The organism is Pacificimonas sp. ICDLI1SI03 (genome assembly GCF_054740865.1).
In genome coordinates this window covers 287,407-311,779 of sequence record NZ_JBSQAU010000001.1, presented here as the reverse complement: position 1 = coordinate 311,779, position 24,373 = coordinate 287,407, and the positions used below count along the sequence as shown (strand labels likewise).

General features: G+C 61.6%; 27 protein-coding genes. 13 read left to right on the top strand and 14 right to left on the bottom strand.

Annotated features, from left to right (window positions below):
- Positions 1 to 33: 33 nt before the first annotated feature.
- Positions 34 to 465 (bottom strand): preprotein translocase subunit SecG, encoded by a 432-nt coding sequence (secG, locus tag ACSMXM_RS01500; protein WP_460313345.1) that lies wholly within the window; start codon positions 463 to 465, stop codon positions 34 to 36.
- Between the two features lie 97 nt (positions 466 to 562).
- Entirely contained in the window at positions 563 to 1,309 is a 747-nt protein-coding gene (tpiA, locus tag ACSMXM_RS01495) for a triose-phosphate isomerase (RefSeq protein ID WP_460313343.1), read from the bottom strand.
- A gap of 94 nt (positions 1,310 to 1,403) precedes the next feature.
- Between tpiA and ACSMXM_RS01490 the strand changes: the two genes are divergently transcribed.
- The 12 genes from ACSMXM_RS01490 (at position 1,404) to ACSMXM_RS01435 (ending at position 11,576) form a co-directional block, all read left to right on the top strand.
- Positions 1,404 to 3,332 carry a SurA N-terminal domain-containing protein gene (locus ACSMXM_RS01490; protein ID WP_460313341.1) on the top strand — a complete coding sequence of 643 codons (1,929 nt, stop codon included), beginning with the start codon at positions 1,404 to 1,406 and terminating at the stop codon, positions 3,330 to 3,332.
- A gap of 8 nt (positions 3,333 to 3,340) precedes the next feature.
- On the top strand, positions 3,341 to 4,864 hold the full coding sequence (gene trpE / locus ACSMXM_RS01485; protein WP_460313340.1) for an anthranilate synthase component I: 1,524 nt from the start codon (positions 3,341 to 3,343) through the stop codon (positions 4,862 to 4,864).
- Positions 4,865 to 4,910: 46 nt separating this feature from the next.
- Positions 4,911 to 5,486 carry an anthranilate synthase component II gene (locus ACSMXM_RS01480; protein ID WP_460313339.1) on the top strand — a complete coding sequence of 192 codons (576 nt, stop codon included), beginning with the start codon at positions 4,911 to 4,913 and terminating at the stop codon, positions 5,484 to 5,486.
- Positions 5,483 to 6,463, top strand: coding sequence for an anthranilate phosphoribosyltransferase (trpD, locus tag ACSMXM_RS01475; protein ID WP_460313337.1), 981 nt, complete (start codon positions 5,483 to 5,485; stop codon positions 6,461 to 6,463). The genes ACSMXM_RS01480 and trpD overlap by 4 nt, the downstream gene beginning before the upstream one ends.
- Positions 6,460 to 7,245 carry an indole-3-glycerol phosphate synthase TrpC gene (gene trpC, locus ACSMXM_RS01470; protein WP_460313335.1) on the top strand — a complete coding sequence of 262 codons (786 nt, stop codon included), beginning with the start codon at positions 6,460 to 6,462 and terminating at the stop codon, positions 7,243 to 7,245. The genes trpD and trpC overlap by 4 nt, the downstream gene beginning before the upstream one ends.
- Positions 7,238 to 7,714, top strand: coding sequence for a cyclic pyranopterin monophosphate synthase MoaC (gene moaC / locus ACSMXM_RS01465; protein WP_460313334.1), 477 nt, complete (start codon positions 7,238 to 7,240; stop codon positions 7,712 to 7,714). Before trpC ends, moaC begins: the two co-directional genes overlap by 8 nt.
- Complete coding sequence (locus ACSMXM_RS01460) at positions 7,707 to 8,888, top strand: molybdopterin molybdotransferase MoeA (protein WP_460313332.1); 1,182 nt, start codon at positions 7,707 to 7,709, stop codon at positions 8,886 to 8,888. The genes moaC and ACSMXM_RS01460 overlap by 8 nt, the downstream gene beginning before the upstream one ends.
- A gap of 49 nt (positions 8,889 to 8,937) precedes the next feature.
- Entirely contained in the window at positions 8,938 to 9,600 is a 663-nt protein-coding gene (gene lexA, locus ACSMXM_RS01455; protein WP_460313330.1) for a transcriptional repressor LexA, read from the top strand.
- Positions 9,601 to 9,747: 147 nt separating this feature from the next.
- On the top strand, positions 9,748 to 10,128 hold the full coding sequence (locus ACSMXM_RS01450) for a c-type cytochrome (protein WP_460313328.1): 381 nt from the start codon (positions 9,748 to 9,750) through the stop codon (positions 10,126 to 10,128).
- Positions 10,129 to 10,138: 10 nt separating this feature from the next.
- Positions 10,139 to 10,768 carry an MlaC/ttg2D family ABC transporter substrate-binding protein gene (locus ACSMXM_RS01445; protein ID WP_460313326.1) on the top strand — a complete coding sequence of 210 codons (630 nt, stop codon included), beginning with the start codon at positions 10,139 to 10,141 and terminating at the stop codon, positions 10,766 to 10,768.
- A complete protein-coding gene (locus ACSMXM_RS01440) occupies positions 10,765 to 11,334 on the top strand; it encodes a gamma carbonic anhydrase family protein (RefSeq protein WP_460313325.1) in 570 nt (189 codons plus the stop codon). Before ACSMXM_RS01445 ends, ACSMXM_RS01440 begins: the two co-directional genes overlap by 4 nt.
- An 8-nt stretch (positions 11,335 to 11,342) precedes the next feature.
- Positions 11,343 to 11,576 carry a DUF4170 domain-containing protein gene (locus tag ACSMXM_RS01435; protein ID WP_460313323.1) on the top strand — a complete coding sequence of 78 codons (234 nt, stop codon included), beginning with the start codon at positions 11,343 to 11,345 and terminating at the stop codon, positions 11,574 to 11,576.
- Positions 11,577 to 11,596: 20 nt separating this feature from the next.
- On the opposite strand, the gene ACSMXM_RS01430 is transcribed toward ACSMXM_RS01435, so the two are convergent.
- The 5 genes from ACSMXM_RS01430 to ACSMXM_RS01410 form a co-directional block, all read right to left on the bottom strand.
- Positions 11,597 to 12,598 (bottom strand): D-alanyl-D-alanine carboxypeptidase family protein, encoded by a 1,002-nt coding sequence (locus tag ACSMXM_RS01430; protein WP_460313321.1) that lies wholly within the window; start codon positions 12,596 to 12,598, stop codon positions 11,597 to 11,599.
- Between the two features lie 195 nt (positions 12,599 to 12,793).
- Positions 12,794 to 14,986: a 3-hydroxyacyl-CoA dehydrogenase NAD-binding domain-containing protein gene (locus ACSMXM_RS01425; RefSeq protein WP_460313320.1), complete on the bottom strand. Its 2,193-nt coding sequence runs from the start codon at positions 14,984 to 14,986 to the stop codon at positions 12,794 to 12,796.
- 14 nt (positions 14,987 to 15,000) lie between these two features.
- Positions 15,001 to 16,212: an acetyl-CoA C-acetyltransferase gene (locus tag ACSMXM_RS01420; protein WP_460313318.1), complete on the bottom strand. Its 1,212-nt coding sequence runs from the start codon at positions 16,210 to 16,212 to the stop codon at positions 15,001 to 15,003.
- 140 nt (positions 16,213 to 16,352) lie between these two features.
- On the bottom strand, positions 16,353 to 18,155 hold the full coding sequence (locus tag ACSMXM_RS01415) for an acyl-CoA dehydrogenase C-terminal domain-containing protein (RefSeq protein ID WP_460313316.1): 1,803 nt from the start codon (positions 18,153 to 18,155) through the stop codon (positions 16,353 to 16,355).
- Positions 18,148 to 18,573, bottom strand: a complete 426-nt coding sequence (locus ACSMXM_RS01410; RefSeq protein WP_460313314.1) for a MerR family transcriptional regulator — start codon at positions 18,571 to 18,573, stop codon at positions 18,148 to 18,150. The genes ACSMXM_RS01415 and ACSMXM_RS01410 overlap by 8 nt, the downstream gene beginning before the upstream one ends.
- A 190-nt stretch (positions 18,574 to 18,763) precedes the next feature.
- Between ACSMXM_RS01410 and ACSMXM_RS01405 the strand changes: the two genes are divergently transcribed.
- Positions 18,764 to 19,675, top strand: coding sequence for a DUF4394 domain-containing protein (locus ACSMXM_RS01405; RefSeq protein WP_460313312.1), 912 nt, complete (start codon positions 18,764 to 18,766; stop codon positions 19,673 to 19,675).
- 47 nt (positions 19,676 to 19,722) lie between these two features.
- Here the strand turns inward: ACSMXM_RS01405 and hisI are convergent, their stop codons facing one another.
- The 7 genes from hisI to ACSMXM_RS01370 form a co-directional block, all read right to left on the bottom strand.
- Positions 19,723 to 20,085, bottom strand: a complete 363-nt coding sequence (gene hisI, locus ACSMXM_RS01400; RefSeq protein WP_460313310.1) for a phosphoribosyl-AMP cyclohydrolase — start codon at positions 20,083 to 20,085, stop codon at positions 19,723 to 19,725.
- 44 nt (positions 20,086 to 20,129) lie between these two features.
- Entirely contained in the window at positions 20,130 to 20,378 is a 249-nt protein-coding gene (locus tag ACSMXM_RS01395; protein ID WP_460313308.1) for a DUF7218 family protein, read from the bottom strand.
- Between the two features lie 82 nt (positions 20,379 to 20,460).
- The gene (locus ACSMXM_RS01390; RefSeq protein WP_460313307.1) at positions 20,461 to 21,129 is read right to left on the bottom strand and encodes a hypothetical protein; all 669 of its coding nucleotides are present in this window, start codon (positions 21,127 to 21,129) and stop codon (positions 20,461 to 20,463) included.
- Positions 21,102 to 21,578 carry a lysozyme gene (locus ACSMXM_RS01385; protein ID WP_460313305.1) on the bottom strand — a complete coding sequence of 159 codons (477 nt, stop codon included), beginning with the start codon at positions 21,576 to 21,578 and terminating at the stop codon, positions 21,102 to 21,104. The genes ACSMXM_RS01390 and ACSMXM_RS01385 overlap by 28 nt, the downstream gene beginning before the upstream one ends.
- On the bottom strand, positions 21,565 to 21,840 hold the full coding sequence (locus ACSMXM_RS01380) for a DUF7940 domain-containing protein (RefSeq protein WP_460313304.1): 276 nt from the start codon (positions 21,838 to 21,840) through the stop codon (positions 21,565 to 21,567). Before ACSMXM_RS01380 ends, ACSMXM_RS01385 begins: the two co-directional genes overlap by 14 nt.
- Positions 21,837 to 22,328 carry a hypothetical protein gene (locus ACSMXM_RS01375; RefSeq protein ID WP_460313303.1) on the bottom strand — a complete coding sequence of 164 codons (492 nt, stop codon included), beginning with the start codon at positions 22,326 to 22,328 and terminating at the stop codon, positions 21,837 to 21,839. The genes ACSMXM_RS01380 and ACSMXM_RS01375 overlap by 4 nt, the downstream gene beginning before the upstream one ends.
- Positions 22,329 to 22,338: 10 nt before the next feature.
- Entirely contained in the window at positions 22,339 to 24,351 is a 2,013-nt protein-coding gene (locus tag ACSMXM_RS01370; protein WP_460313301.1) for a glycosyl hydrolase family 28-related protein, read from the bottom strand.
- Positions 24,352 to 24,373: the final 22 nt, after the last annotated feature.

Genomic DNA, 24,373 nt, shown 5'->3' with positions numbered 1-24,373 from the left:
ATCGAACTTTACTGCGGCAACGATCCGATCTGGCTAGCGCGCCAGCGGTACGTCCTCGGCATTATCGTCAACTGCACCGCCGGGTACGGCAAAGGGAACGTCGTCAACTTCTTCTGTCGGGGTCGACAGTGCCGGGTCCTGCGGCTGATCGCCCTGCACCTCGTCCGCGATTCCCGGCGATAGGGCCGTCGGATCGGCGGCCAGGCTGGTATCGATCGCGCTAACATCGCGGCCCTGGGCAGCAAGAATTGCCAGCATCAGGCTGGTGCCGATGAATACCACCGCCAGCCACGCCGTGGCCTTCGTCAGTAGGTTGCCGGCACCGCGCGCCGTCATCAGCCCGCCTGGTCCCCCGCCGATACCGAGGGCACCGCCCTCCGACTTCTGCATCAAAATGACAGCGACGAGCGCGATGGCAAGCATCGCGTGAACGACGAGGACGAAGGTGTGTACGGCAGGTGACATGATGCGCGCGGATATAATGGGATTGGGATGCTACGCAAGGTTTGCGACGCGGCGGGACGCTCTGTCCGTACCGCCGCCGTCGCCAAACGGGGCAGAATTATGCCGCCGCCTCCACGATTGGCCGGAAATCCTCGATCTTCAGGCTTGCACCGCCGACCAGCGCACCACCGACATTGCTGGCGGAAAGCAGCTCTGCCGCGTTGGAAGCTTTTACCGAACCGCCATAAAGGATCAGCACGCCCTGCCCAGCCTCGCCAAAGCGAGCTGCGAGAGCCGAGCGAATATGGTCGTGCATGGCCGCCACATCCTCAACAGTAGGCGTCCGACCCGTGCCGATTGCCCATACAGGCTCGTACGCAATCGTCAGCCGGGCGGAATCGCATTCGGGAATCGACCCGGCCAATTGCCTGCCCACGACGGACTCCGCATCGCCGGCATCACGTTCGGCCTCTGTCTCGCCGACGCAAATGATCAGGTCCAGACCGGCCCGCAACGCCGCTTCGGCCTTTGCCTTCACGTCGGCGTCGGTTTCGCCCTGATCGGCACGGCGTTCTGAATGACCCAGAATCGTGAAGCTTGCCCCGGCCGCGCGCAGCATGGGGGCAGAGACACAACCTGTATGGGCACCATTTTCATTGGCGTGGCAGTCCTCGCCGCCAATACCCAGCCTGCTATCGGCCGCCCGTTCCGCCGCCGAGAACAGCAGCGTGTGCGGAACTGCCAGCGCAACGCGAACCTGCTGCGGAGCATCTGCGGCCAATTCCGAATAGGCGCCGAACCTCTCCAGATCGGCATGGGTGCCGTTCATCTTCCAATTACCTGCGATCAATTTCCGGTCCGCCATGGCGCATGATTCCCCTTCGTCTTGCCGATAAGGCCATGGCGTCTATAAGCACCTCTAGTTTTACGCCACCCATCGACACGAGGCAGGTCCCCAGATGATTTCCGCCCTTCGCCGTGCCCTTAGAAATCCCCTTATGCTGGGGCTTCTTGCACTGGTACTCGTTGCCTTCGTTATCGTCGGCATGGGAAATCCGCTGGGTGGCCCGCCGTCCGATACGGTCGCAGAAGTTAGCGGCGAACCGATTACCCAGGCCCGGCTGCAGGACCAGTTCGATCGCACCCTGCAGATCGTACGGCAGGAAAATCCAGAGGTTACGACCGAACAGATCCTGCAAGAAGGGGGACTGAACGCTACGCTGGAACGCCTGATTGGCGCCGTGGCCCTCAGAATTTTTGGTGAGGAAATGGGCCTCGGCACGTCGAAGAGGCTGGTAGATGGCGAAATCGCGAGCATGGCGGCATTTCAGGGACCGACCGGCGAATTCGATGAGGCCACCTATAAGCAGGTCCTCGCCCAGCAGCGGATCGACCCGAAAATGCTACGTACGGATTTGGGGGACGACGTTATACGCCGCCATCTTCTGGCGACGGTCGCGGAGACGCCCCAGGTTCCGCGCGGCCTGGCGGAACCGATTGCGCTGTATCAACTGGAACAACGCACACTGAACGTCGGGTTTGTACCATTCCAGAATTTTGCCGACCGTCCCGCCCCGTCCGAGCAGGAGGTGGAGGCATATTATCAGGAAAATCTCCAGCGCTTCACAGTCCCGGAGAGACGCAGATTCCTTTATGCGCTGATCGACCGTTCGGCGCTGGCCGAAGAGATTGCAGTTTCAGACGAGGAAATTGCTGCCGCCTATGAAGCGGGAGATGACCTTTACGGCGCCAGCGAAAGCCGGTCAGTGCGACAGGCGATCATCCCCAGTCAGGCACAGGCGGCTGAGTTCGTTAACCGGGTGAAGGCCGGCGAATCCTTCGCGCAGGTAGCTGCAGACATGCTCGAACTCACCCCAGAGGACCTGGAGCTGGGGACGCTTTCCCGGATCGAACTGACGGCGAGTGCCGACGAGGCGCTGGCCGATACCGCATTCGCAGCGCCGCAGGGGCAGGTATTCGGTCCCGTCGAATCGGAATATGGCTACCGGGTCGGGATCGTCGACGCGATAGAATCTGTTCCTGGGCGCCCGCTGGCAGACGTCAGCGACGAAATCCGGACTCGCCTCAGAAGAGAAAAGGCGGAGGCGCGAATGGCGGACCTGGTTGGAGAGGCAGAAGATGCCTTTGCCGATGGCGCATCTTTGGCCGAGGTGGCAGAAGATTTGGATCTGCAACTTCAATCGCCGCCGCCTCTTACCGATACCGGCCAGACACCGGACGCACCCGAATTCACATTGCCCGACAATGCTGCGCCCGTACTGCCCGTCGTCTTTGACTATGGCCCGGACGAGGAGCCCATCGCAGCGGAAATCGGTGATGGAGTCTTCGCGCTCGTCCATACGGAGGAAGTGATCGCGCCAGCACCCGTTGCGCTCGAGCAGATCCGCGAACAGGTCAGTCAGCAATTGCGCGTTGAACGACAGATAGAGGCTGCGGAAGAGGCTGCCGAGGAGATCGTTGCCGCGGTAGAGGGCGGAGCTACACTGGCGACCGAACTGCAAAGCCGCGGCCTGCCACCCGTTCAGGATCTGACGCTGCGGCGTGTGGAACTTGCGGCACAAGAGGGGCAGGTGCCGACAGCCCTGGCGCTCGGCTTTGTGCAGGAAGAGGGAGAGGTCCGTGCCGTTCCCGACCCGCAACGCGGTGCGGTTGTCGTGGTGGAGACCAGCGACATCGTGCCCGGGAAGCTCGCGGATGCCCCCGGGTTCGTCACGACCATCAGATCACAGCTGCGGCAGGTGAGCGCGCAGGAATTGCAGCAAACCTTTGCAAGAGCGGTCACCGAACATGTGGGTGTCGAGCGGTTTCCGAATGCCCTCAATGCGCTAGAGGCGCAATATCGCGGCGTTCAACTGACGGGCGAGTAGATCGCAATATGCCGGCAAAAATGGGAATGATCGCGCCCGACCGGGGCACGTTTGCTGCCGCCTATGATGCCGGCACACCGCAAATCCTATGGACTGAGGCGGTTGCCGACACCGATACGCCGGTAAGCGCGATGCTGAAACTGGGTCGCGCCAAATCCGGCTCCTTCCTTCTCGAATCCGTAGAGGGGGGAACGGTCCGCGGCCGATATTCGATGCTCGGCTTCGATCCCGACCTCGCCTTTCGCGCGCAGGGAAAGCAGTGCGGGATCAATCGCAGGTTCGGCGAAGACAAGGATGCGTGGACCGCCGCAGAGGGCGATCCGCTGGCCGTGCTGCGCGACCTCGTTGCCGGCAGCAGGATGGACGTGCCAGAGGTGCTGCCCCCCGCCTTCTCTACGCTTGTCGGTCATATTGGCTATGAAAGCATCGGCCTGATTGAACCGGTTCCCCCCGCCGAAGGCGAGGGGCTGGCCCTGCCCGACATGATGTTCGTGCGCCCGTCCTTATTGCTGGTATTCGATCGTCTGCGCGACGCCCTGTTTATTGCCGCCCCCGTCTACCCATCCCACCTGACGGCAGAGGAAGCGCGCGAAAGGGCGGTGGAGCGCATTGAAACCGCTCAATCGCAACTTGCTGGCCCGCTGAAGGACCGAACGCATCTGCCGGACCTCCCGGATGGCGCGCTCAGCCCCAATGTGGCACCGGAACGCTATGCCGAAATGGTGGCCGCCGCAAAGGAGTATATTTTCGCAGGCGATATCTTCCAGGTGGTCCTCGCACAGCGTTTCTCCATGGATTTCCCGCTGCCACCGCTGGAGCTTTATCGCGCACTGAGGCGCATCAATCCCTCGCCTTTCCTCTACATGCTCGACATGCCGGACTTCGCGTTGGTTGGCTCCAGCCCGGAAATCCTCGTGCGGGTGCGGGATGGAGAGGTCACGGTCCGCCCCATCGCCGGTACACGCCCGCGCGGAAAGAATGCGGCGGAGGATGCCGCCAATCGCGAAAGCCTCCTCGCCGATCCAAAGGAACGCTCGGAACATCTGATGCTGCTTGATCTTGGCCGCAACGATGTTGGACGCGTCGCCGCCCGCAGCAGCGTTGCAGTGACGGAGCGCGAGACCATCGAATTTTACAGCCACGTCATGCACATCGTTTCGAACGTTCGCGGCGACCTGGCACCCGGTAATGATGCCATCGATGCCCTGATGGCCGGCTTCCCCGCCGGTACCGTCTCGGGCGCGCCAAAGGTGCGCGCAATGCAGGTCATTGCCGAACTGGAGCCAGAGCGCAGGGGTGCCTATGCAGGTGGCGTCGGCTATTTTTCGCCTGCCGGGGACATGGATTCCTGCATCGTTCTGCGAACTGCGGTGATCAAGGATGGTCGCATGCATGTACAGGCGGGCGCCGGCATTGTTGCCGATTCCGACCCAGCGTCCGAACAACGCGAGTGCGAGGCTAAGGCGGGCGCGCTGGTCGCCGCAGCGCGGGAGGCGCTTCGCCGCGCCGCCGACACGGGCTTCGGACAATGACGGAAACCACCATCGTCTTGAACTTCTTTGACGAAATGGCCGCGTCATGATCCTCGTCATCGATAATTACGACAGTTTCACATATAATCTGGTCCACTATCTGCAGGAATTGGGGGCCGAGGTGGCGGTAGAGCGCAACGACGCGCTTTCCGCAGCAGAGGCGGTCGCAAGACGGCCCAATGCAGTCGTCATCTCGCCCGGCCCTTGCACGCCTGACGAAGCAGGGATCTCGCTCGACATCATTCCTCTCCTCGCAGAGGCGCGCATTCCCCTGCTAGGCGTTTGCTTGGGCCATCAGGCGATGGCGCAGCATTATGGCGGCAACGTCATCCGCGCACCAAAGGTTATGCACGGCAAGACGTCGCCCGTGATCCACGACGGCACCGGCGTGTTCGCGGGACTGCCCTCGCCCTATCTGGCAACGCGCTATCATTCGCTGATTGTCGAGGCCACGCCTGCACCTTTTGTCGCCAATGCCCATTCAGACGATGGGATCATCCAGGGACTTCGCCACCGCGACTTGCCGCTGCACGGCGTACAATTCCATCCTGAGAGCATTGCGACCGAGCACGGCCATGCACTGCTCAGGAACTTTCTGGAGCTTGCGGGACTGGCGGAATGAAGCTTCCCGACCCTTCCCGGCCGCTCGACGATCCCGAAGCTGCCTTCGACACCATCCTATCCGGCGGTCTGGACGATGCCGAAATCGGCCGCTTTCTCTTGCAACTGGCGAAGCGTGGGGAAACGGTGGCAGAAATCGTCGCAGGCGCGCGCGTCCTGCGCGCGCGCATGATATCCGTCGACGCACCGGAGGGGGCCATCGACGTGTGCGGCACCGGCGGCGACGGTATGCACACCCGCAACATTTCGACCGCCGTGGCGATCATCGTTGCCGCCTGCGGAGTTCCGGTCGCAAAGCACGGCAACCGGGCGGCATCATCACAGTCGGGCGCCGCGGATGTGCTCAGCTGCCTTGGCCTCGATCTTGATCTCGCCCCTGACCGCGTCGAGGCTTCAATCCAGGAGGTCGGCATCGGCTTTCTGTTCGCCGCCCGTCATCATCCGGTTATGGCGCGGGTCGCCTCCGTGCGGCGGGCACTGGGGCGGCGAACCATTTTTAACCTGCTGGGACCAATCGCCAATCCGGCTGGCGTGAAGCGGCAGTTGGTCGGCGTGTTCGCCCCCGGCTGGACAGAGCCGCTAGCAGAGGCATTGCGCGATCTGGGCGCCGTCAGCGCCAGTGTCGTCCACGGGGGCGATGGGCTGGACGAACTGACCGTCACCACGGGTAGCCGCGTCAGTAGCCTGACCGAGGCCGAAGTGACGACGAAGACCATCACCCCCGCCGAGGCCGGGCTGGCACAGCACGATATCGACGCAATACGCGGCGGCACACCGAAGGAGAACGCCGATGCGCTCATCCGCCTGCTGGACGGTGCGCACGGTGGTTATCGCGATATCACTGTCATGAATGCTGCGGCGGCCCTATGCATCGCGGGCGTTTCCGGCGACCTGAAATCCGGCGCCGCAAAAGCAGCCGCCGCCATCGACGAGGGCGCGGCACGCGACAAGCTGGATCAATGGAGGGCCTTTCGATGAGCGACACGCTCAAGGAGATAATCGCCTATAAGAGAGAGCAACTGATTGCCCGCAAAACTGCCGTGCCGCAGGCGATCCTCGAGGCGAAGGCGGCGACCATACACCCACCGCGCGGCTTCATCGCTGCTCTCGAAGCGGTGAGCGGCCGGCACGCATTGATCGCAGAGTTGAAAAAGGCCAGCCCGTCCAAGGGGCTCATCCGCGAGGATTTCGAGCCGGCAAAGCTGGCACGCGCCTATGTAAACGGGGGCGCCGCCTGCCTTTCGGTTCTGACAGAGGATAAGTGGTTCCAGGGATCCGACGAAATTCTGCGTACGGTTCGCGGCGGTGTCGACCTGCCGATCCTGCGCAAGGATTTCATCGTCGACCCCTATCAGGTCATCGAGAGCCGAGAGATGGGGGCGGACGCCATCCTGCTGATTATGGCGGCGCTTAACCGCTATGAGGCGCGCGACCTGGAAATGCTCGCCCGGGAGCAGGGCATGGATGTGCTCGTAGAGGTGCACAACGAAGAAGAGCTTGAATTGGCCCTTCGCCTGAAATCGCGCCTGATCGGCATCAATAATCGCAATCTGAAAACGCTGGAGGTCGACCTGTCGACGACCGAGCGCCTCGCCCCCCTTGTTCCCGCCGATCGGCTGATTGTCGCGGAAAGCGGGCTTGCCCGCATCGATGATCTGGACCGCCTGGCGAATGCCGGTGCGAAGGCATTTCTGGTTGGCGAAACGTTGATGCGGCAGGATGATGTCACCGCCGCCACGCGGAGGTTGATCGGTGCCTGATCTGACGCATCTGAACGCGGACGGTGCGGCGCAGATGGTGGACATCTCGGCGAAGGCCCAGACCAAGCGTATCGCCGTGGCGGCAGGTCGGATTTCGATGTCTGCGGAGGCGCGCGATGCGATCGCCTCCGGTTCGGTGCCAAAGGGCGACGTTCTGGCCGCGGGCCGTATCGCCGGCATCATGGCGGCCAAGAAAACATCCGAACTCATCCCGCTGTGCCACCCCCTGCCGCTCACCAGCGTCACCATCGAGCTGCAGGTGGATGATGGCGGCGTGTCGGCAGAGGCAATGGCGACCACCACTTTTGGCACCGGTGTCGAGATGGAGGCGATGACCGCCTGCTCGGTCGCACTCCTGACGATCTACGACATGGCCAAGGCGATCGATAAGGGAATGCGGATAGAAAACCTGCACCTGAAATCGAAAAGCGGTGGCAAGTCGGGGGACTGGCGCGCGGAGAATGCTTAGCTTCGAGGATGCGTACGACCGGCTTTTGTCGGGAATTGTACCACTTGCCGCAGAGGATGTGCCGCTTGAGGCGGCGCGGGGACGGATTCTTGCGGCGCCGCTGATTGCAAAACTGACACAACCGCCCTTCGCCGCCTCGGCAATGGACGGATATGCCATCCGATGGGCGGATATGCCCGGCCCATGGACAGTTCGGGGCGAAAGCGCAGCCGGGGCGGGGTTTGCCGGCTCCGTCGAAAAGGGCGCCGCGATCAGGATATTTACAGGCGCTCCGGTTCCGGGCGGCACAGATACCGTGATCGTTCAAGAGGATGTGGAACGATCCGGCGATACGCTGACCCTGAAGGGGGGCGGCCCGCCAGAAATCGGCGCACATATACGGCCCGAAGGCAATGACTATTCCAACGGCCAGGAATTGCTCCCTGTCGGCAGTCTCGTATCTGCCCCTGTCGTTGGTCTGGCGGCCAGTGCGGGACATGCCCGGCTTCAGGTGCACGCCGCCCCGCGCGTCGCGATCATCGCCACCGGTGACGAACTGGTGCCCCCCGGAACGCCGCCGGGACCATCCCAGATTGTCGCCGGCAACGGCCCAATGATCGCCGCGGCCTTGGCCGCGGCAGGCGCAGATGTTGAAGATTTCGGCATCGTTCCGGATGATCGCGCGCAAATCCGCGACGCATTGATGCGTGCATCTAAATTCGACATCATCATCACCATCGGCGGCGCCAGCGTCGGTGACCATGATCTCGTCAAGGACGCTCTCGATGACGCCGGCGCCACGCTCGATTTCTGGCGCATCGCCATCAAGCCAGGCAAACCTCTGATTGCAGGAACTCTCGGCGCTGCCCGCCTGGTCGGGCTACCGGGCAACCCGGTCTCCGCCTATGTCTGCATGCTTCTCTTTGTCAGACCGATGGTTTTGGCCCTTCGCGGTGCGGATCCAGCGTTGGGCGAGACCAATGCACGGCTTGGCCAGCCCCTTCCGGCGAACGGGGACAGGCGCGATCATCTGCGTGCCACCCTCTCCGGCGACGTTGTGGCGCCGCTCGCAACACAGGACAGTGCGCAATTGGCGGCCCTGGCACGCGCGAATGCGCTGATCATACGTCCGTCCCATGCAAAACCCGCCACCACCGGCGAGTCGGTGCCCGTCCTGATACTTGACAGGACCTGATTTACCCCCTACCCGTTCTTCTATTGTTCATGGGAACGGAGCGCGAACGATGTTGACGGCGAAGCAATTCGAACTGTTGAGGTTCATCGACGAACGGTTGCGGAAGACCGGCGTTTCTCCTTCTTTTGAAGAAATGAAGGCAGCTCTCGATCTCAAGTCGAAAAGTGGCGTTCATCGGCTTGTCAGCGCCCTCGAGGAGCGGAAGTTCATTCGCCGCCTCGCGAACCGCGCGCGTGCGCTGGAGGTTCTGCGTATGCCCGAAGCCGAAGTAAGAAAGGTCGATTTCGGCGCCAAGCCGAAGAGTGTTCGGGCGGCCAACGATTCAGAACCGGATATCGTCGACATCCCGCTTCACGGCCGTATCGCCGCAGGTCAGCCCATTGAAGCGCTAGAGACCACGGAAACCCTGAGTCTGCCTACGTCCCTGCTGGGGAAGGGCGATCATTATGCGCTGGAGGTGTCCGGCGATTCCATGATCGAGGCCGGGATCTTTGACGGCGACTACGCCCTTATCGAACGGTGCGACGATGCCCGCACGGGTGACATCGTCGTGGCCCTGGTCGACGATAATGATGCAACCCTGAAGACGCTCAACAAGAATGGCGACATGATCCGGCTTGATCCTGCCAATAAGGACTACAAGCCGCAAAACTACCGCGCCAGCCAGGTGAAGGTGCAGGGCAAGCTGGTTGGACTGCTGCGGCGGTACTGACCGAGCTTTCGGCCGCGATATACAGCTACGCCGGGGCCGGCGCGGGCATCTGCGTGGCACTCCGAAAATTCATTTGAGAAATTCACCGCGAATTCATCGGATTCTTGCGATAGGAATAGCTACCTAGAGTGAGGAATCGCCTTTTCGATGTACGGTCATATAAAGTTTGCCATTGCCGCAGGCATTGCGGCCTTCATGTCGATCCCTGCCCTATCCGCGCCTGATGGCGCAGCGCTGTTCAAGACACGCTGCGGCGCCTGCCACTGGGATCCTAACGTTCCCGGAGAGAAGGTACGTCTGGGTCCTTCGCTGACTCGCCTGTCCGGTCGCGAAGCGGGAACCGCTGATTTCAAGCGCTATTCCCCGGCCATGAAGGCATCGAATATCGTCTGGGGGCGCGACAGCCTCGACGAATATCTGAACGACCCCAGAAAGACCGTGAAGGGAACCACAATGGCCTTTCCCGGTTTGAAGAAACCAGACGAGCGCGCGGCGGTCATATCCTATGTCCTGCGCGCCGGTAAGTAGGAGTATTTCCATGAAATTCCATAAGCCCTTCATAGCGGCCGCCCTCGTTTCGATGGCAGCCCCCCTCAGCATCCTTGTTGCGACGCCCGCTTCAGCGCAGGCCGCGACCGATAGCGACACAAAGGCCGCGTCGGCCTTTATCGACGGTTTGGCGGAAGACGCATTTGGCGTGATCCGCTCGGGCGACGCGCAGTCGCCGCAGACGCAGGAAGAACTGCGCAAGATGCTCGCCAGCAATTTCGACGTGAACTATATTGGCCAGTATCTGATCCGCCGCCACCGTCAGGACATCAGCGACACACAGTATCGTGAGTATATGAAGGTCTTCCCGCAATGGGTCGTCGCTACCTACACGAATAATCTGTTCGCTTTTGAGGATTCCGAACTGTCGGTAACGCGTGCCGTTCCGCGGGGAAGCCGCGGCGATGTTGAAGTCTACACGCGCATCACGCCGAAATCGGGCAACCCGGTCGATGCCGTCTGGCAGGTCCGTAAAAAGGGCGGCAGTGATTTCAAAATCCGCAACCTGAAGGTTTCCGGCGTCAATATGGCGCTGACGCAGGAACAGGATTTCAACGCCTATATCAGCCGCAATGGCTTTGACGGCCTTGTCACATTGATGAAGAAACGCATCAGTTGAGGTCCCGCCTCTCGACAGGTGAGGCCGCCTATGTGGACCCGTCGGCCCAGCTTTATGGCGACATAGAGCTGGGCCGTGGTTCATCCGTCTGGATGAATGTGGTCATGCGATCGGAGGCAGCGTCGATCCGCATCGGCGCCATGACGAACATACAGGACTTCGTCATGATCCACACGGATCCAGGCGGCCCTGTCACGGTAGGCGAACATTGTTCGATCACCCACAGGGCGACCCTTCATAATTGCACGATAGGTGATAATTGCCTGATCGGCATCAATTCCACCATTTACGGCGGCGCTGTGATCGGGAACAACTCCATCGTCGGGCAACACGCCTATGTGAAGGACGGCACGATCGTCCCGCCGAACAGCATCGTCGTTGGCAGCCCGGCAAAGGTCATTCGTACGCGCGAAAATTGGCTCGCGAACCGGTTGAATGCTGCCATCTATCACCGGAACGCCATCGCTTATGCCGAAGGCGACCACCGCGCCTGGACCGGCGAGGACTTTGACGCTTTCATGCAGGATACAATGAGGCGCTTGCAGGCCGAGCAGGCGGCGCTATAGCGGCGGATATGAAACAGCACGACGCTTCAGACAGCAAATTGCATCTCGTGTTCGGGGGTCGGGTCAAGGATCCACGCGGACTGGAGTTCGAAGATTCCTCTGCACTCGATATTGTGGGCATCTTCCCCGACTATAAGACCGCTGAAAAGGCGTGGCGCGCTCATGCACAGCGCACCGTCGATGATGCGGAGATGAAATATCTGGTCGTGCACCTGCACGAACTGCTGGAACCCGAAGTTTAACTGCCCCCGGGCTGTTTAGCTTAATTTCCCGCGGTGGGCTGAAAGTCCGGCTCTTCAGCTTCATCCAGTGATCCCTGCGCGACGACCGGGTTCCAATTACCCAGCGCCTGATCCGGTTCACTCATATAGCTGGCGACCGTAACGTTGCGACCAAACTTCCGCTGCCGCAGAACATCGAACCCGGCATTGATCAGATTTGCCATATTGTCGTTGCGCAGCTTCGTGGACGGTGCGCCCAGCACAATACCGACCAGACGCTTGCCGTCGCGCTGAGCCGATGCCGCGAGCGTGAAGCCAGACGCGTTGGTAAACCCGGTCTTGATCCCATCGAGGCCCACCAGCTTACCGAGCAGCCGGTTATGGTTCGGCAACACCTTGCCGTAGAAATTATACTGCTGCTGCGAGAAAAACGCATAATAATGCGGATAATGCTGAATCAGATAGGCCGACATGGTGGCCAGATCGCGCGCCGTCGTGGAGTGAGCCGGATTAGGCAGTCCGGAGGCGTTGTAGAACGCCGTTGCATTCATACCGATCGATCGGGCTTTCTCCGTCATTTCCTGTGCGAAGGCGACTTCCGTACCTGCCAGATGTTCGCCCAGCGCAACCGCCACATCGTTCGCGGATTTCGTGGCGAGGACGCGGATGGCCTCCTCGACCGTCAACCATCCGCCCTTGCCCAGTGCCAGTTTCGAGGGGGGCTGCGCCGCCGCATGCGCCGACATGACGACCCGATCGTCCATCTTGATCTTGCCGGCGTCGAGCGCATCGAAGGCCAGCATCATCGTCATCACCTTCGTGATGGAGGCGGGATGACGAGCGGCATCCGCCTTGTGCGCATAGAGGACTTCATTCGTATCGACGTCCACCACGATGGCGGCATATTTTTCGATGTCGCTGAGAGAGCGTGCCTCGGCGGGTTGCCACATGCCAAGCAGGAGCAGCATCGTCGCGACGTAAAACGCCGCAGACACAGTCTGCCGCAACTTAAAGTGGTTCATCATGGTGGCCGCTGCCCGCATTTCATTTTCCTCCTGTCCCGCGCGACCATGACAGATGGAACATTAATATAAAAGAAATCAGCGGCCTGCCGTCGATGAAGCGAGTCCCCTGTGCGGTGAGCCGAGAGAAGCCAGGGAACCAGCCTGAAACTTCGGCAACAACCGGTGCGCGCGCGCATCGGCGAGACGCGGTACATCAAGCCCCTCCGATAGGGGTCAGGCGGCCATACGCCGGGTATTTCCACCGTAAAAGGTCTCGCCCCTCTCCGCCATGTCGCGTAGCATCTGCGGCGGCGCAAAGCGCTCTCCATGCATCTGAGCCAAACGGTCGAGTATCTGCACGACCCGGTCCAGGCCCAGCGTATCCATATGGCTGAACGGCCCACCGGTGAACGGCATGAACCCCCAGCCCAGGATCGCGCCCAAATCTCCGTCTTCCGGCGTTTCCAGAACATCCTCGGCAAAGCAGCGTGCACATTCGACCAACTGGCGGAATTTCAGCCTTTCCTGTATTTCCTGCACTTCTGGATCGGCGGGGCCATCCGCTGGCGGGAATGCCTCCCGCAGACCAGGCCACAGCTGCTTGCCGCCCTCGCCATAGTCGTAATAGCCTTTGCCCGATTTGCGTCCGGTGCGACCCTCCGCCATCATCTTCTCGACGACGTCGTCGGCTGCGCCGGGTTTATAGGCGTCGCCCATATCCTTCTTCATCTGCTGCATCACCCTGTGGCCCAGCTCGATCGACACCTCGTCGGATACAGCGAGCGGGCCGACGGGCATACCCATGTGTTTGCCGGCATTTTCAATCAGCGCCGGGCTTATACCCTCGCCCAGCATGGCCGTCCCCTCCTGCACATAGGTGCCGAAACAGCGTGAAGTGTAGAAGCCGCGGCTGTCATTGACCACGATAGGCGTTTTCCGGAGCTGCGCGACGTAATCCAACGCGTTTGCAATGGCTTCCGGACCGGTTTTTTCGCCGACGATGATTTCAACCAGCGGCATTTTTTCAACCGGGGAGAAGAAATGAATGCCGATGAACGTCTCCGGCCGCGACCATGCCTTGGCCAGTCCGGTAATTGGCAGCGTCGATGTATTCGACCCGAATATAGTGTCGGCACCGACGATAGCCTCTACCTTCTTCGTGGTCTCCGCCTTGATCTCGCGGTCCTCGAAAACCGCCTCGACGATCAGGTCGCATCCCGCCAGGTCGGCATAGTCGGTCGTGGGGTGGATGCGATCAAGGATCGGCTGCACCTTCTCGGCTGACATGCGCTTGCCCAGCTTGTCGGCGGTATATTGCTTGCCCTTTTCCGCAGCCTCCTGCGTACGGTCGAGGAGGACAACGTCGATGCCCGCACGGGCAGACACCAGGGCGATCCCTGCGCCCATCATGCCGGCACCCAGCATCCCCAACTTCTGGGTCTTCATCGGCGGAATGCCTTCGGGACGGCGCGCGCCCTTTTCCGCCGCCTGCTTCGATACGAACAGAGAGCGGACCATGTTCGCGGCCTGCGGATCCGCCACCAGCCGGGTAAAATATTTCGATTCCACGCGCAGTGCCGTATCCATCGGCAATTGCGTGCCCTCGTAAACGGCCGAAAGGATCGCAAAGGGTCCGTTCATATTGCCGTTGGTCTGCTTGATGGTCATCGCCGTGCCGCCGATGAAGGTCTGGGCGAAGCCGGGGCTCATGGCACTTGCAGGGCCGCCAGGGAATTTGAACTTCTTCTGATCCCAGGGCTGCACGCCGCCCTTTGGATTTGCTTTTACCCAGGCTTTTGCCTTCTCGACGATTTCTTTCAGGGGCGCAGTTTCGTGCGCCACGCCAAAACCCTGTGCCTCCTGCGGCGACATTGTTTTACCTTGCAGCAAATACATCAGCGCAGGCTGTACGCCGATCAGGCGCGGCAGGCGCTGCGTACCGCCACCGCCAGGCATCAGCCCGACCATGACCTCTGGCAGGCCCAGCTTTATCGTCGGATCATCCGCGACGACACGGTAATGACAGGCCAAGGCGACCTCCAACCCGCCACCCAGCGCCAGGCCGTTAATGGCGCAGGCGACTGGCTTTCCGCAGGTTTCCAGCTTTCGCAGGATTTCGTTCACGGGCCAAACCGCCTCGAACAATTGCGCCATTCGGGACTTGCCTGCTGTCGCGCCGCTTTCCTGCTGATCCGCACCAAAGTCGCCCATGCCCTTCAGGTCAGCCCCGGCCATGAAGCCGGATGGCTTGCCCGAGGTAATAACGGCGCCCTTGATCGCATCATCGTCGGCGATTTTTTCGACCAGGGTGCGCAGGTCGGTTTGGAATTGTGCCGTTATGACGTTCATCGACTGGCCCGGCAGATCGATGGTCAGCAGTGCAATGCCATCGGCGTCCAGATCAAATTTGATCGTATCGGTGTTCATGTCCTGCTCCCGTCCTATACCCGCTCGATAATGGTCGCGGTGCCCATGCCGGCGCCGACGCAGAGATTGGCGAGGGCCGTGCCCTTTCCGGTCCGCTCCAGTTCGTCCAGAACGGTACCCAGAATCATGGCGCCCGTCGCACCCAGCGGATGCCCCATGGCGATGGCACCGCCATTCAGGTTGATACGATCATGATCAATGTCGAGGGCCTGCATGTAGCGCAGGACGACGGCGGCAAATGCCTCGTTCAGTTCGTAGATGTCGATGTCGCCCACATCCATGCCGGCCCGCTGCAACACCTTTCGCGTCACGAATTCCGGTCCGGTTAACATGATGGTCGGTTCCGACCCGATGGAAGCCATTGCGCGGATACGGGCGCGCGGTTTCAGACCGTATTTGTCACCCATTTCCTTCGAACCGATCAGAATACCGGCGGCGCCGTCCACGATACCGGAAGAATTGCCGCCATGGTGCACATGGTTGATCTTCTCCAGTTCGGGATATTTCTGCAGCACGACGTCGTCATATCCGGGCATTTGCGTGCCAAGCGCCTCGAAAGAGGGATTCAGACTGCCCAGGCCCTGCATGTCCGTGCCAGGGCGCATATGCTCGTCCCGGTCCAGAACGACCTCTCCGATCACGTCCTTCACCGGTACGATGGACCCTTTGAAATAACCCTTTTCCCATGCATTCGCCGCGCGCCTCTGCGATTCAACGGCATATGCATCCACATCATCGCGGCTGAACCCGTATTTCGTCGCGATCAGGTCGGCGGAAATGCCTTGCGGCGCAAAATAGGCATGAAAATTGACCGCCGGATCCGTCGCCCAGGCCGCCCCGTCTGAGCCCATTGGAACACGGCTCATGCTTTCAACGCCGCCGCCGATTGCGAACATCGCCTCGCCCGACATCACCTTTGCCGCAGCCATGTTCGTCGCCTCCAGCCCGGACGCGCAGAAGCGGTTGACCTGTACGCCCGCCGTGGTTTCCGCATAATCGGCGGTAATCACGGCGGTGCGGGCGATGTCACCGCCCTGCTCGCCGACCGGACTGACACAGCCCAGGACGACATCGTCTATGTCCGCCGTGTCGACCTGCGTACGGTCCCGCAGTGCCTGCAGGACCTGCGTCGCCAACTGGACCGGCGTAATCTCGTGCAGGGCGCCGTCGGACTTTCCCCGCCCGCGGGGGGTGCGAACGGCATCGTAGATATAGGCTTCGGTCATATCTCGGTCCTCCTCGATAACCCGCGCCGCTATCCGGCCTGCGGGTAGCGCGACTGCGCGCGCCTTCATTCGATCTGCTCGCTAGGTAGGGACGATGCCCCGCCTCAAACCCCTCCCCGAAAGGGGAGGGACGGCACTACTTATCCGCGCGCGAACGCCTCTTCCGGCAATGCCATCATGCTCTCCGCGCCAGCCTCCAGCTTGCGGCGCAGGGCGCCGGCGTCGGGCAGACAACGGTCCATATAATAGCGGGCGGTGATCAGCTTGGCGGTGTAGAAACCGTCGTCCGATGCGCCATCGGCCAGACGGGCCTGCGCCGCCCGCGCCATTTTCAGCCACATCAGTCCCAGCGATACCACGCCCATCAGGTGCATGTAGGGCACGGCCCCCGCGCCGGCATCGTTTGGATTGGCGGTGCCGTTCTGCATCAGCCACATGGTCGCGGCCTGCAATTCGCCCCCGGCCTTTTCCAGCTTGGCAGCCAGCGGCGCCAGAACCTCGTCCGCCTTGGCCGCCTCGATTTCCTCTGTGACCATGGCCGCGAACTGCATCAGCGCCTTGCCGCCGTTCCGGCCCAGCTTTCGCCCCACCAGGTCCATCGCCTGGATGCCGTTCGTCCCCTCGTATATCTGGGCGATGCGGGCGTCGCGGACATATTGTTCCATGCCCCATTCGGTGATGTACCCGTGGCCGCCATATACCTGCTGCGCGTTCACCGCCGTCTCGAACCCCTTGTCGGTGAAGTATCCCTTTATCACCGGGGTCAGCAGGCCGACGATCTCATCCGCCTCTTCGCGTTCCTCCTCCGTTTCCGCATGGTGGGCCAGATCGATCTGCAGCGCCGCCCACATCGTCAGCGCCCGGGCACCCTCCGTAAAAGCGCGGGCATCCATCAACATGCGGCGCACGTCGGGATGGACCATTATCGGGTCGGCTTTCGCATCCTTGTCTTCCGGACCGGTCAGCGCCCTGCCCTGACGGCGTTCCCGCGCATAGGTGACGGCGTTCTGATAGGCGACCTCACCCTGCGCCAGCCCCTGCAGGCCGACACCCAGGCGCGCGGCGTTCATCATGATGAACATCGCGGCCAGCCCTTTTTCCGGCTCGCCGACCAGATAGCCGGTCGCCTCGTCATAATTCATCACGCAGGTGGCGTTGCCGTGAATGCCCATCTTTTCCTCGATGGAGCCGCAGATGACGCCGTTCCGCTCTCCGATCGAACCGTCTTCGTTCACCAGGAATTTGGGCACGATGAACAGCGAAATGCCCTTCACATTGTCGGGCGCGCCCTCGCGCTTGGCGAGAACCAGATGAATGATGTTTTCTGAAAGGTCGTGCTCGCCAGCGGAAATGAAGATCTTCTGACCGGAAATCTTGTAGCTGCCGTCGCCCGCATCTGCTGCCTTGGTGCGGATCAGGCCCAGATCGGTGCCGCAATGCGGTTCCGTCAGGTTCATGGTGCCGGTCCACTCGCCCGAGATCATCTTTGGCATATAGGTCTGCTTCTGCTCGTCGCTGCCCTTGACGTTGATGGCGGCGATCGCCCCCGCGGTCAGGCCGGGATACATGGCGAACGCCATGTTGGCGGAACACATATATTCCTCGAACGCCATCGACACGACGTGCGGCAGGCCCTGCCCGCCATAGTCGGCATTCTGGCCCAACGTGCCCCAGCCGCCCTCGACGAACTGATCATATGCCGCCTTGAAACCGGCAGGTGTGGTAACACTGCCATCCTGTTGCCGCGTACACCCCTCATGGTCGCCGACCTGGTTCAGCGGAAACAGAACCTCGGACACGAACTTGCCGCCCTCTTCCAGAACCGCGGCGATGGTGTCGCCGTCAGCATTCCGAAAGCCCGGCAGGTCGGCATATTTTTGCAGGTTCAGAACGTCTGTCATCACGAACTGCGTGTCACGCACGGGGGCGGTATATTCAGGCATTTGCGGCTTTTTCCTTCAAATCCGGCATCTCTTCAACGGCATGAAGAAACGCCTGCAGGTCTGCGATCGTATCGTCGATATCCATGCGCTGGCGCTTCAGCGCGTCCACACGTTCGCGGCATTTGCCGACCAGCGCCACTCGCTGTTTCGCTGGGCCGTCGGATTTATAGATATCCAGCAGTTCGCGAATTTCGGCCAGGCTGAAGCCCACACGCTTGCCCCGCAAGATCCACCCGAGCCGGGCACGGTCGCGTTTCGAGTAGATGCGGTTCTGCCCCTCCCGTTCCGGAGAGAGAAGTCCCTCGCTCTCATAAAAGCGGATCGTGCGCGCCGTTACATCGAACTCACGCGCAAGATCCGCGATCGTGAACGATGCGGCGTCGGCGGGGCTGATTTTGCTAAGCAGTGCAGCGGGCATCATCATCCTCGTCTAATTTACGTTGACGTAAACGTCAAGAGGAGTCGTAGCTGTCGGCCTGCTTTACACTTATGGTTAACCCAGCGGCGGAGTGCGGCGGAAGTGGTTGCTAACCAAGGTTAACTTCTAACTGGCACAATGATTGCGTGTTCGTAACGGCGGGGAACAGTGTTGATTTGGGAGTATCGTAATGAAGTTGATCACAAAGACAGCCGCCACCCTGCTTGCCGGCATAGCCACTTCGGCCTTGGCAGGCCCCACCGCTTACACGCTCAGCAATAATGGCACGACGCTGGTCAGCTTCGATGTCGATGCGCCGGGGACCGTCAACCAGACGGCTATTTCGGGTGCGGCCAATTTGATGGGTGTCGATTTCCGTCCTCTGGACGGACAACTTTACGGCTATTCGGACGAAAATGACAGCTACTACACCATCAATTCCACGACAGGTGTAGCGACGCTGGCCAGCCCATCTCCTGCGGCAGAGCCTACCGGGGTGATGAGCGGCGACATCGATTTCAACCCGACCATCGACCGCCTGCGCACCGTCAATACGAACCGCGAAAATATCGTATATAATCCGAATGATGGCGGCACGACGCGAGTGACCATGCTGGCCTACGACGCAGGTGATGAGAACGAAGGCGTCATCCCCTCCATCGTCGGCAATGCCTATACGAACAGCTTTGCCGCCAATAACGGCGTGGCGGGCAACACGACGCAGTACGTCCTCGATTCCGACCTAAACTCGCTGGCAACGCTGGCGAACAATACGGGCATCCTCGACACCATCGGAACGCTGATGATCGACGGCATGATGCTGGATTTCGGTGAAGATGCCGGGTTCGATATTCTGTCGGTCGATGGTTCGTCCAATACGGCTTACGCGCTCCTCGACACCGGCGAGATCGACTTCGAACTGTTCAGCATCAACCTGACGACGGCTGAGGCAACTCGTCTCGGCGATCTGCAGGCCGGTCTTGGCGGTTTGCTGGGTCTGGCAGTCGCCCCGGCGGTCGAAGACGTGCCGGAACCCGCGGCTTTGGGTCTTCTCGGCCTGGGTCTCGCGGGCCTGATCGCAGCGCGCCGTCGCCGCGCCTGAAGGTCGCCATCGTTAAAAATGGGGCGCGGCGAAGACGCGCCCCATTTTTATGCCTCGTGGGTTAGCGATCCGTCTTTGTCGACGCTGCGATAAAAACAGCTCCGCCGCCCGGTGTGACAGGCTGGCCCTGTTGGCTCGACCTGCAACCACACCGCGTCCTGGTCGCAGTCGACGCGGATTTCGCGGACACGCAAGACATTTCCGCTGGTTTCGCCCTTCATCCACAATGATTTGCGGGAACGGGACCAGAAATGCGCCTTCCCGGTTTCCTGCGTCAGGCGGAACGCCTCTGCATTCATGTGGGCCAGCATCAGAACTTCGCCCGTGGCCACATCGGTGGCCACGGCGGTCACAAGGCCATCGGCATTGAATTTCAGGTCGAGCGTGTCGCCCTCTTCGCGCATGTTCATGGCGAGAGACTAATGGCGTCCGGGTAAGCCTTCAATGACAGCCGTCAATGATTTCGAAGCGCCTCGATCAGTTCGTCCTTCGACATGTCCGACCGGCCCTCTATGCCGATTTCCTGGGCCTCCTCGTACAGCTCGTCCTTTGTGCGGTCCTCATATTTTCTGCTGTCTTGATCCACACTTCCGCTGGCCTGCGCGTTTGCGATGCGGGCGGCCTTCTCCTTCGAAGCGCCCTGATCCCTCAGCTCTTCATAGGTCTCATCGTTCTTGATCTGTGAACCGTGGTCCTTTGCCATTTCCTCTCTCCTTTCATGCGCCCAACGCATTACCCGTACAATAAGTTTCAATAACTTAGCGCGCTAAAACCTTCCGATTTACCTATTCTTCGGCAATCGTGTCGGAAGCCCCCTCGGCGGCGTTTACGTCGATGGCAGCCACACCGCGCCACGCATCCTGCAGCGCGCGGGTACGGGCGATGAAGGCATTGCAGCGGTAGAGATCGGCTTCCTCAACCAGGACGGTTCCGGCAGCGGCTGCGCCAGTTCGTTCGGCAGCGCCGGGAACGCCGGGCACTGGCGCTGGACCGCCCGCACTTCCAGCGGCGCGACCGGCTTCCCGCCGGCGGCGCAGCCAGTCAGTAGTGTCAGCATCAAGACGTGACCGCAGAACAGCATTTTCATTCAGAACCTCCTCGATCCGGGCATCGGCTTCACTTTCGACGCGCGCGACATTGGCGCGGTCCATCTGCGCCGCCACCTTTTGCGCGACGCGGTAATTTTCCTTGGTGCGCAGATGCGCGGTGCGTTCGGCGCGCGCCCATTTGATGGCATGTTCGGTATTGGCGATGGCGCGTTCGGCGCGTTCAGCCGCCGCGCGCTTGCCGCCATGCGCCCACAGGAACGCCAGCAGCAGCACGAACGCGACCATCCGGCTAGGCCGATACCACAGCCATAGCCAGATCGCCTTCAGCGCCGATCCTAGTGCCTTTCCCCAACCCAGCATTTTGAGGCCGAACCCGATCATGCGCGGTTCAGGCCAGTCAGGCACAGCTCCCGCTCGGCCGTGCGGCGATTGACGAGGCCGCGCACCGTGCGCCCGCCCGCCTTCACCCACATCATGAACGCATCGCAGGCGCCGGCATAATCGCCGCGGTCGAACCGGCGGTCGACGGTCGACCGGCAATAGGCGCCCGTGCCGATATTGTAGGCGAGGCTGGACGCGGCCGCCAGTTGCACCGGCCTGTCGGCCAGCGTCGGCGAGCATTGCAGAACGGCGGCGGTGAAGCCCTTCACGGCATCCTGCAGCATGGCGAGGCATTCGGCGTCGCTATAGAACCGCATGTCGACGCGGGTTTCGCCATAGCAGACCGTCTCGACGCCGACGATGTCGACATAGGGATCGTTGCGCTTGCCTTCCCAGGGCGCAATGACGGTAGCGGCCATCGCGACGGCGCCCGCGACGAAGACGCCGACGCCTGCTTTGCTAGTTTTTCTCATGCGACTTCCCCTTGCCCGGCTTCACCTTTTCCTGGTCGACGACACGCGCCAGGATCGCGACCGCGAACAGCACGGCGCCGACCATCGTCACGATGTGCTGCGGCAGGCGGTCCGCGACCGCATCGGGCAGCATGTTCCACAGGATCAGCACCGCATCGGGCGACCAGAAGACGAGGCCCATGATCAGCGCGCCGACGGCATTCAGCCGCACGGACCAGAAGCGCAGCGCCTGCCGCCAATTGTCGATCAGCCAGCGGCTCATCCGCCGGACCTCGATCGCGCCAGCGCCTCGATGTCGTCCCTGTTGCGTTCGATCAGCGCGGTCTGACGGGCATCGACCGCCTGCGTCGCCTCCATGAAGCGCGTGACCTCGCCGTGCCGGCTTGTATTCTGCCGGATCTGGTCCATCGGCCCGGCAACGACCGCCGCGCCGATGCCAAAGAAGACCAGGCACACTGAACAGGACGTGCCCAGCAGCTTGTAAATATCGAAACGGCTTGCCCGCTCCACCCTCTTCTGATCGGCGTCGCGCGCGACCAGAGACGTCTTTATCTCCACCAGCGTATTCGCCATGCCGTCGATCTTCTCGTCGAAGCGTTCATGGCTGCGCTCCAGCTTGTTGACCCGCTCCTGCAGGTCGCGCTCCGCATGCGAGGCGGTCTGGCTCATCTTGGCATAGATGCTTTCGCCGATGGAGCGGCCAAACAGCACCAGCTGCTCCTGGTCGATGGGATGCAGGGTGCCGGTCATCGCGCCCGCCTCACGACAGGCCGGCGCCATGGATGACATAGACGGAACTGCTCCGTTTCCATATCTCCGCATGGCCGCCGGGGGCGATGGCAACGCTCTTGTCGGTCGACGACGACCCGTCCAGCAACAGCAGCTGGATACCGTCGCGGGCGATGACGACGTTTGCCGAACCGCTATTCACGACCCGGAATGTTCCGCCCGTCGGAAAATCATTGCCCGTCGACACGGTGATATTATGTGCGCTGGCGGACGAATGGTCGAACATCCTGCCCGCATGGACCGCCGACAGCGAGACGTCGGCCCCCAGCGTCAGGCGGGTATAGCGGTTCGGCGTCGCCAGCGATGTCGGGCGCGCGCCATAAGCCGCCACCACATTGCTTTCGCGGTCGATCGCCGTGTTCTCGAAAATGCTCTGGTGGCGGATTTCGCTGTTCGTGCACAGCATGCCCGTGCTGGGCGTCAGCAGCGAATAGCCGGCGCCGCCGTCGCGGTGCCGGTTGAAGTCTATGCGGACATTGTCGACGTTCTGAACGAGATAGTCGCAATTCCCCAGATCCGTGCCCGATCGGGACGCGTGGAAGTTCGCGACGAATTCGCAGCCCTGAACCTTCTTCGGGACAGAGGCGGTGCCCAGGCGGAAGAGCGGTCCCACATTGGCCTCGCTATAGGTTCCGGCGAACATCACGCCCTCGATGCCGCCCAGCTTCACGATCCCGGTGGCGCTGGAGCAGCTTTCGATCGTGTTCTGAAATACCGTGCCGCCCAGCCCCGTATCCCAGTTCATTGCCTCCGCCAGGTACTGGAACCGGTTGTGCAGCAGGGATACGGCATTGCACTGCCACGCATTATAGGCTTCCGCATCCACGATCTGCGGATCACCCAGCGACAGGCCGGTGCCGATCAGATTGCCGTTGCGGCCGCCCTGGATGGACACATAATTGATGGCGACACGGAACGCGGAGGCCAGCGCGATCCCGATGCCGAACCCGCGCATGTAAAGATTTTCAAATGCGCAGGGACCGTTCGACCCGTCCAGCCCCGTTGCCCAGATCCCCCGCCGGTTCGAGCTATAGGGCGCCGCAAAGCTCTCCGACGCCGGGTCGGTGGCGAACAGCGCCAGGTCGCGCACGATCAGATTGCTGGTATAGCCGGTGCCCCGGTCCGATGTGGCGCGGCTCTGGATGATCGCCCGGTGATCCGGAAAATCTTCTGTGCAGAACAGCACCGTTCCCCTGCCGCTGCCGACGATTTCCATGCCGCGCTTCTTCGGCACGATGGGGTCACTGACCGGATAACGGCCGCGCGGAATGGAAAGGCGCGCCCCGCCCTCGTAAAGTTCGTTGGTCACACCCGTTTCCGCCGCGTCGACGAACGCCTGCATCGCCAGCGTATCGTCCGTGACGCCATTCCCCCGCGCGCCATAATCCTGCGGCACGGGAAAATCGGCCAGCCTGTCCGACACGCGGCGGCCGTGATAGCCGATCAGCTGCGCGCCCGTCGGGGCGGCGGCATCGATCAGCGCCAGCGCGCCGGGCGCAGAGGCGGCGCCGGTCAGGCCGATCATGTTTCCGGCGGCGTCGAACCCGGCGAACCGGCCCGCGCGGGCAGACTGGATCGGCAATAGCGACAATGTTTCGCCCACGGGCGCCAGCAAGGCGCGCGCGCTGGTCGCCGACAGCAGAGCGCCAATATCGGCGATATCGTCATCCTGCTCCTGGTTGACCAGCATCATGCGGTCCAGTGCCGCTTCGTGCGTGTCTGCGGGAAACGCGCCTCCCGGCGTATAGCTGGCGGTCTGCGCGCGCGGCGTGCGGCGCCGAACGCGGATATAGTCGATATCGGGGGCGGCGCCAAAGACGACGCCCTGTGCCGTCAGGGCAAAGCCGCCGATCTCGGCCACTTCAATACCGTTCTCCAGCGCAAAGACGGCGATATTGACGGGATCGTCATGCACCGGCGCCACATAGGGACCAGTGCCGGCAACCAGATAATCATAGGAACTTGGCCCCGCTGCTACCGTCACACGCCGTCTCCGCATGGGGCCA

What these genes read in the sequence shown, in the direction of transcription:
- ACSMXM_RS01385 (WP_460313305.1), bottom strand. Translation starts at nt 21,578, where the DNA reads ATGAGAAAAACTAGCAAAGCAGGCGTCGGCGTCTTCGTCGCGGGCGCC.
- ACSMXM_RS01435 (WP_460313323.1), top strand. Translation starts at nt 11,343, where the DNA reads ATGAAACAGCACGACGCTTCAGACAGCAAATTGCATCTCGTGTTCGGG.
- tpiA (WP_460313343.1), bottom strand. Translation starts at nt 1,309, where the DNA reads ATGGCGGACCGGAAATTGATCGCAGGTAATTGGAAGATGAACGGCACC.
- ACSMXM_RS01375 (WP_460313303.1), bottom strand. Translation starts at nt 22,328, where the DNA reads ATGACCGGCACCCTGCATCCCATCGACCAGGAGCAGCTGGTGCTGTTT.
- ACSMXM_RS01480 (WP_460313339.1), top strand. Translation starts at nt 4,911, where the DNA reads ATGATCCTCGTCATCGATAATTACGACAGTTTCACATATAATCTGGTC.
- trpE (WP_460313340.1), top strand. Translation starts at nt 3,341, where the DNA reads ATGCCGGCAAAAATGGGAATGATCGCGCCCGACCGGGGCACGTTTGCT.
- ACSMXM_RS01380 (WP_460313304.1), bottom strand. Translation starts at nt 21,840, where the DNA reads ATGAGCCGCTGGCTGATCGACAATTGGCGGCAGGCGCTGCGCTTCTGG.
- ACSMXM_RS01490 (WP_460313341.1), top strand. Translation starts at nt 1,404, where the DNA reads ATGATTTCCGCCCTTCGCCGTGCCCTTAGAAATCCCCTTATGCTGGGG.
- hisI (WP_460313310.1), bottom strand. Translation starts at nt 20,085, where the DNA reads ATGAACATGCGCGAAGAGGGCGACACGCTCGACCTGAAATTCAATGCC.
- ACSMXM_RS01425 (WP_460313320.1), bottom strand. Translation starts at nt 14,986, where the DNA reads ATGAACACCGATACGATCAAATTTGATCTGGACGCCGATGGCATTGCA.
- ACSMXM_RS01450 (WP_460313328.1), top strand. Translation starts at nt 9,748, where the DNA reads ATGTACGGTCATATAAAGTTTGCCATTGCCGCAGGCATTGCGGCCTTC.
- ACSMXM_RS01420 (WP_460313318.1), bottom strand. Translation starts at nt 16,212, where the DNA reads ATGACCGAAGCCTATATCTACGATGCCGTTCGCACCCCCCGCGGGCGG.
- ACSMXM_RS01430 (WP_460313321.1), bottom strand. Translation starts at nt 12,598, where the DNA reads ATGCGGGCAGCGGCCACCATGATGAACCACTTTAAGTTGCGGCAGACT.
- trpD (WP_460313337.1), top strand. Translation starts at nt 5,483, where the DNA reads ATGAAGCTTCCCGACCCTTCCCGGCCGCTCGACGATCCCGAAGCTGCC.
- ACSMXM_RS01460 (WP_460313332.1), top strand. Translation starts at nt 7,707, where the DNA reads ATGCTTAGCTTCGAGGATGCGTACGACCGGCTTTTGTCGGGAATTGTA.
- ACSMXM_RS01415 (WP_460313316.1), bottom strand. Translation starts at nt 18,155, where the DNA reads ATGCCTGAATATACCGCCCCCGTGCGTGACACGCAGTTCGTGATGACA.
- ACSMXM_RS01410 (WP_460313314.1), bottom strand. Translation starts at nt 18,573, where the DNA reads ATGCCCGCTGCACTGCTTAGCAAAATCAGCCCCGCCGACGCCGCATCG.
- trpC (WP_460313335.1), top strand. Translation starts at nt 6,460, where the DNA reads ATGAGCGACACGCTCAAGGAGATAATCGCCTATAAGAGAGAGCAACTG.
- ACSMXM_RS01445 (WP_460313326.1), top strand. Translation starts at nt 10,139, where the DNA reads ATGAAATTCCATAAGCCCTTCATAGCGGCCGCCCTCGTTTCGATGGCA.
- ACSMXM_RS01395 (WP_460313308.1), bottom strand. Translation starts at nt 20,378, where the DNA reads ATGGCAAAGGACCACGGTTCACAGATCAAGAACGATGAGACCTATGAA.
- ACSMXM_RS01405 (WP_460313312.1), top strand. Translation starts at nt 18,764, where the DNA reads ATGAAGTTGATCACAAAGACAGCCGCCACCCTGCTTGCCGGCATAGCC.
- secG (WP_460313345.1), bottom strand. Translation starts at nt 465, where the DNA reads ATGTCACCTGCCGTACACACCTTCGTCCTCGTCGTTCACGCGATGCTT.
- lexA (WP_460313330.1), top strand. Translation starts at nt 8,938, where the DNA reads ATGTTGACGGCGAAGCAATTCGAACTGTTGAGGTTCATCGACGAACGG.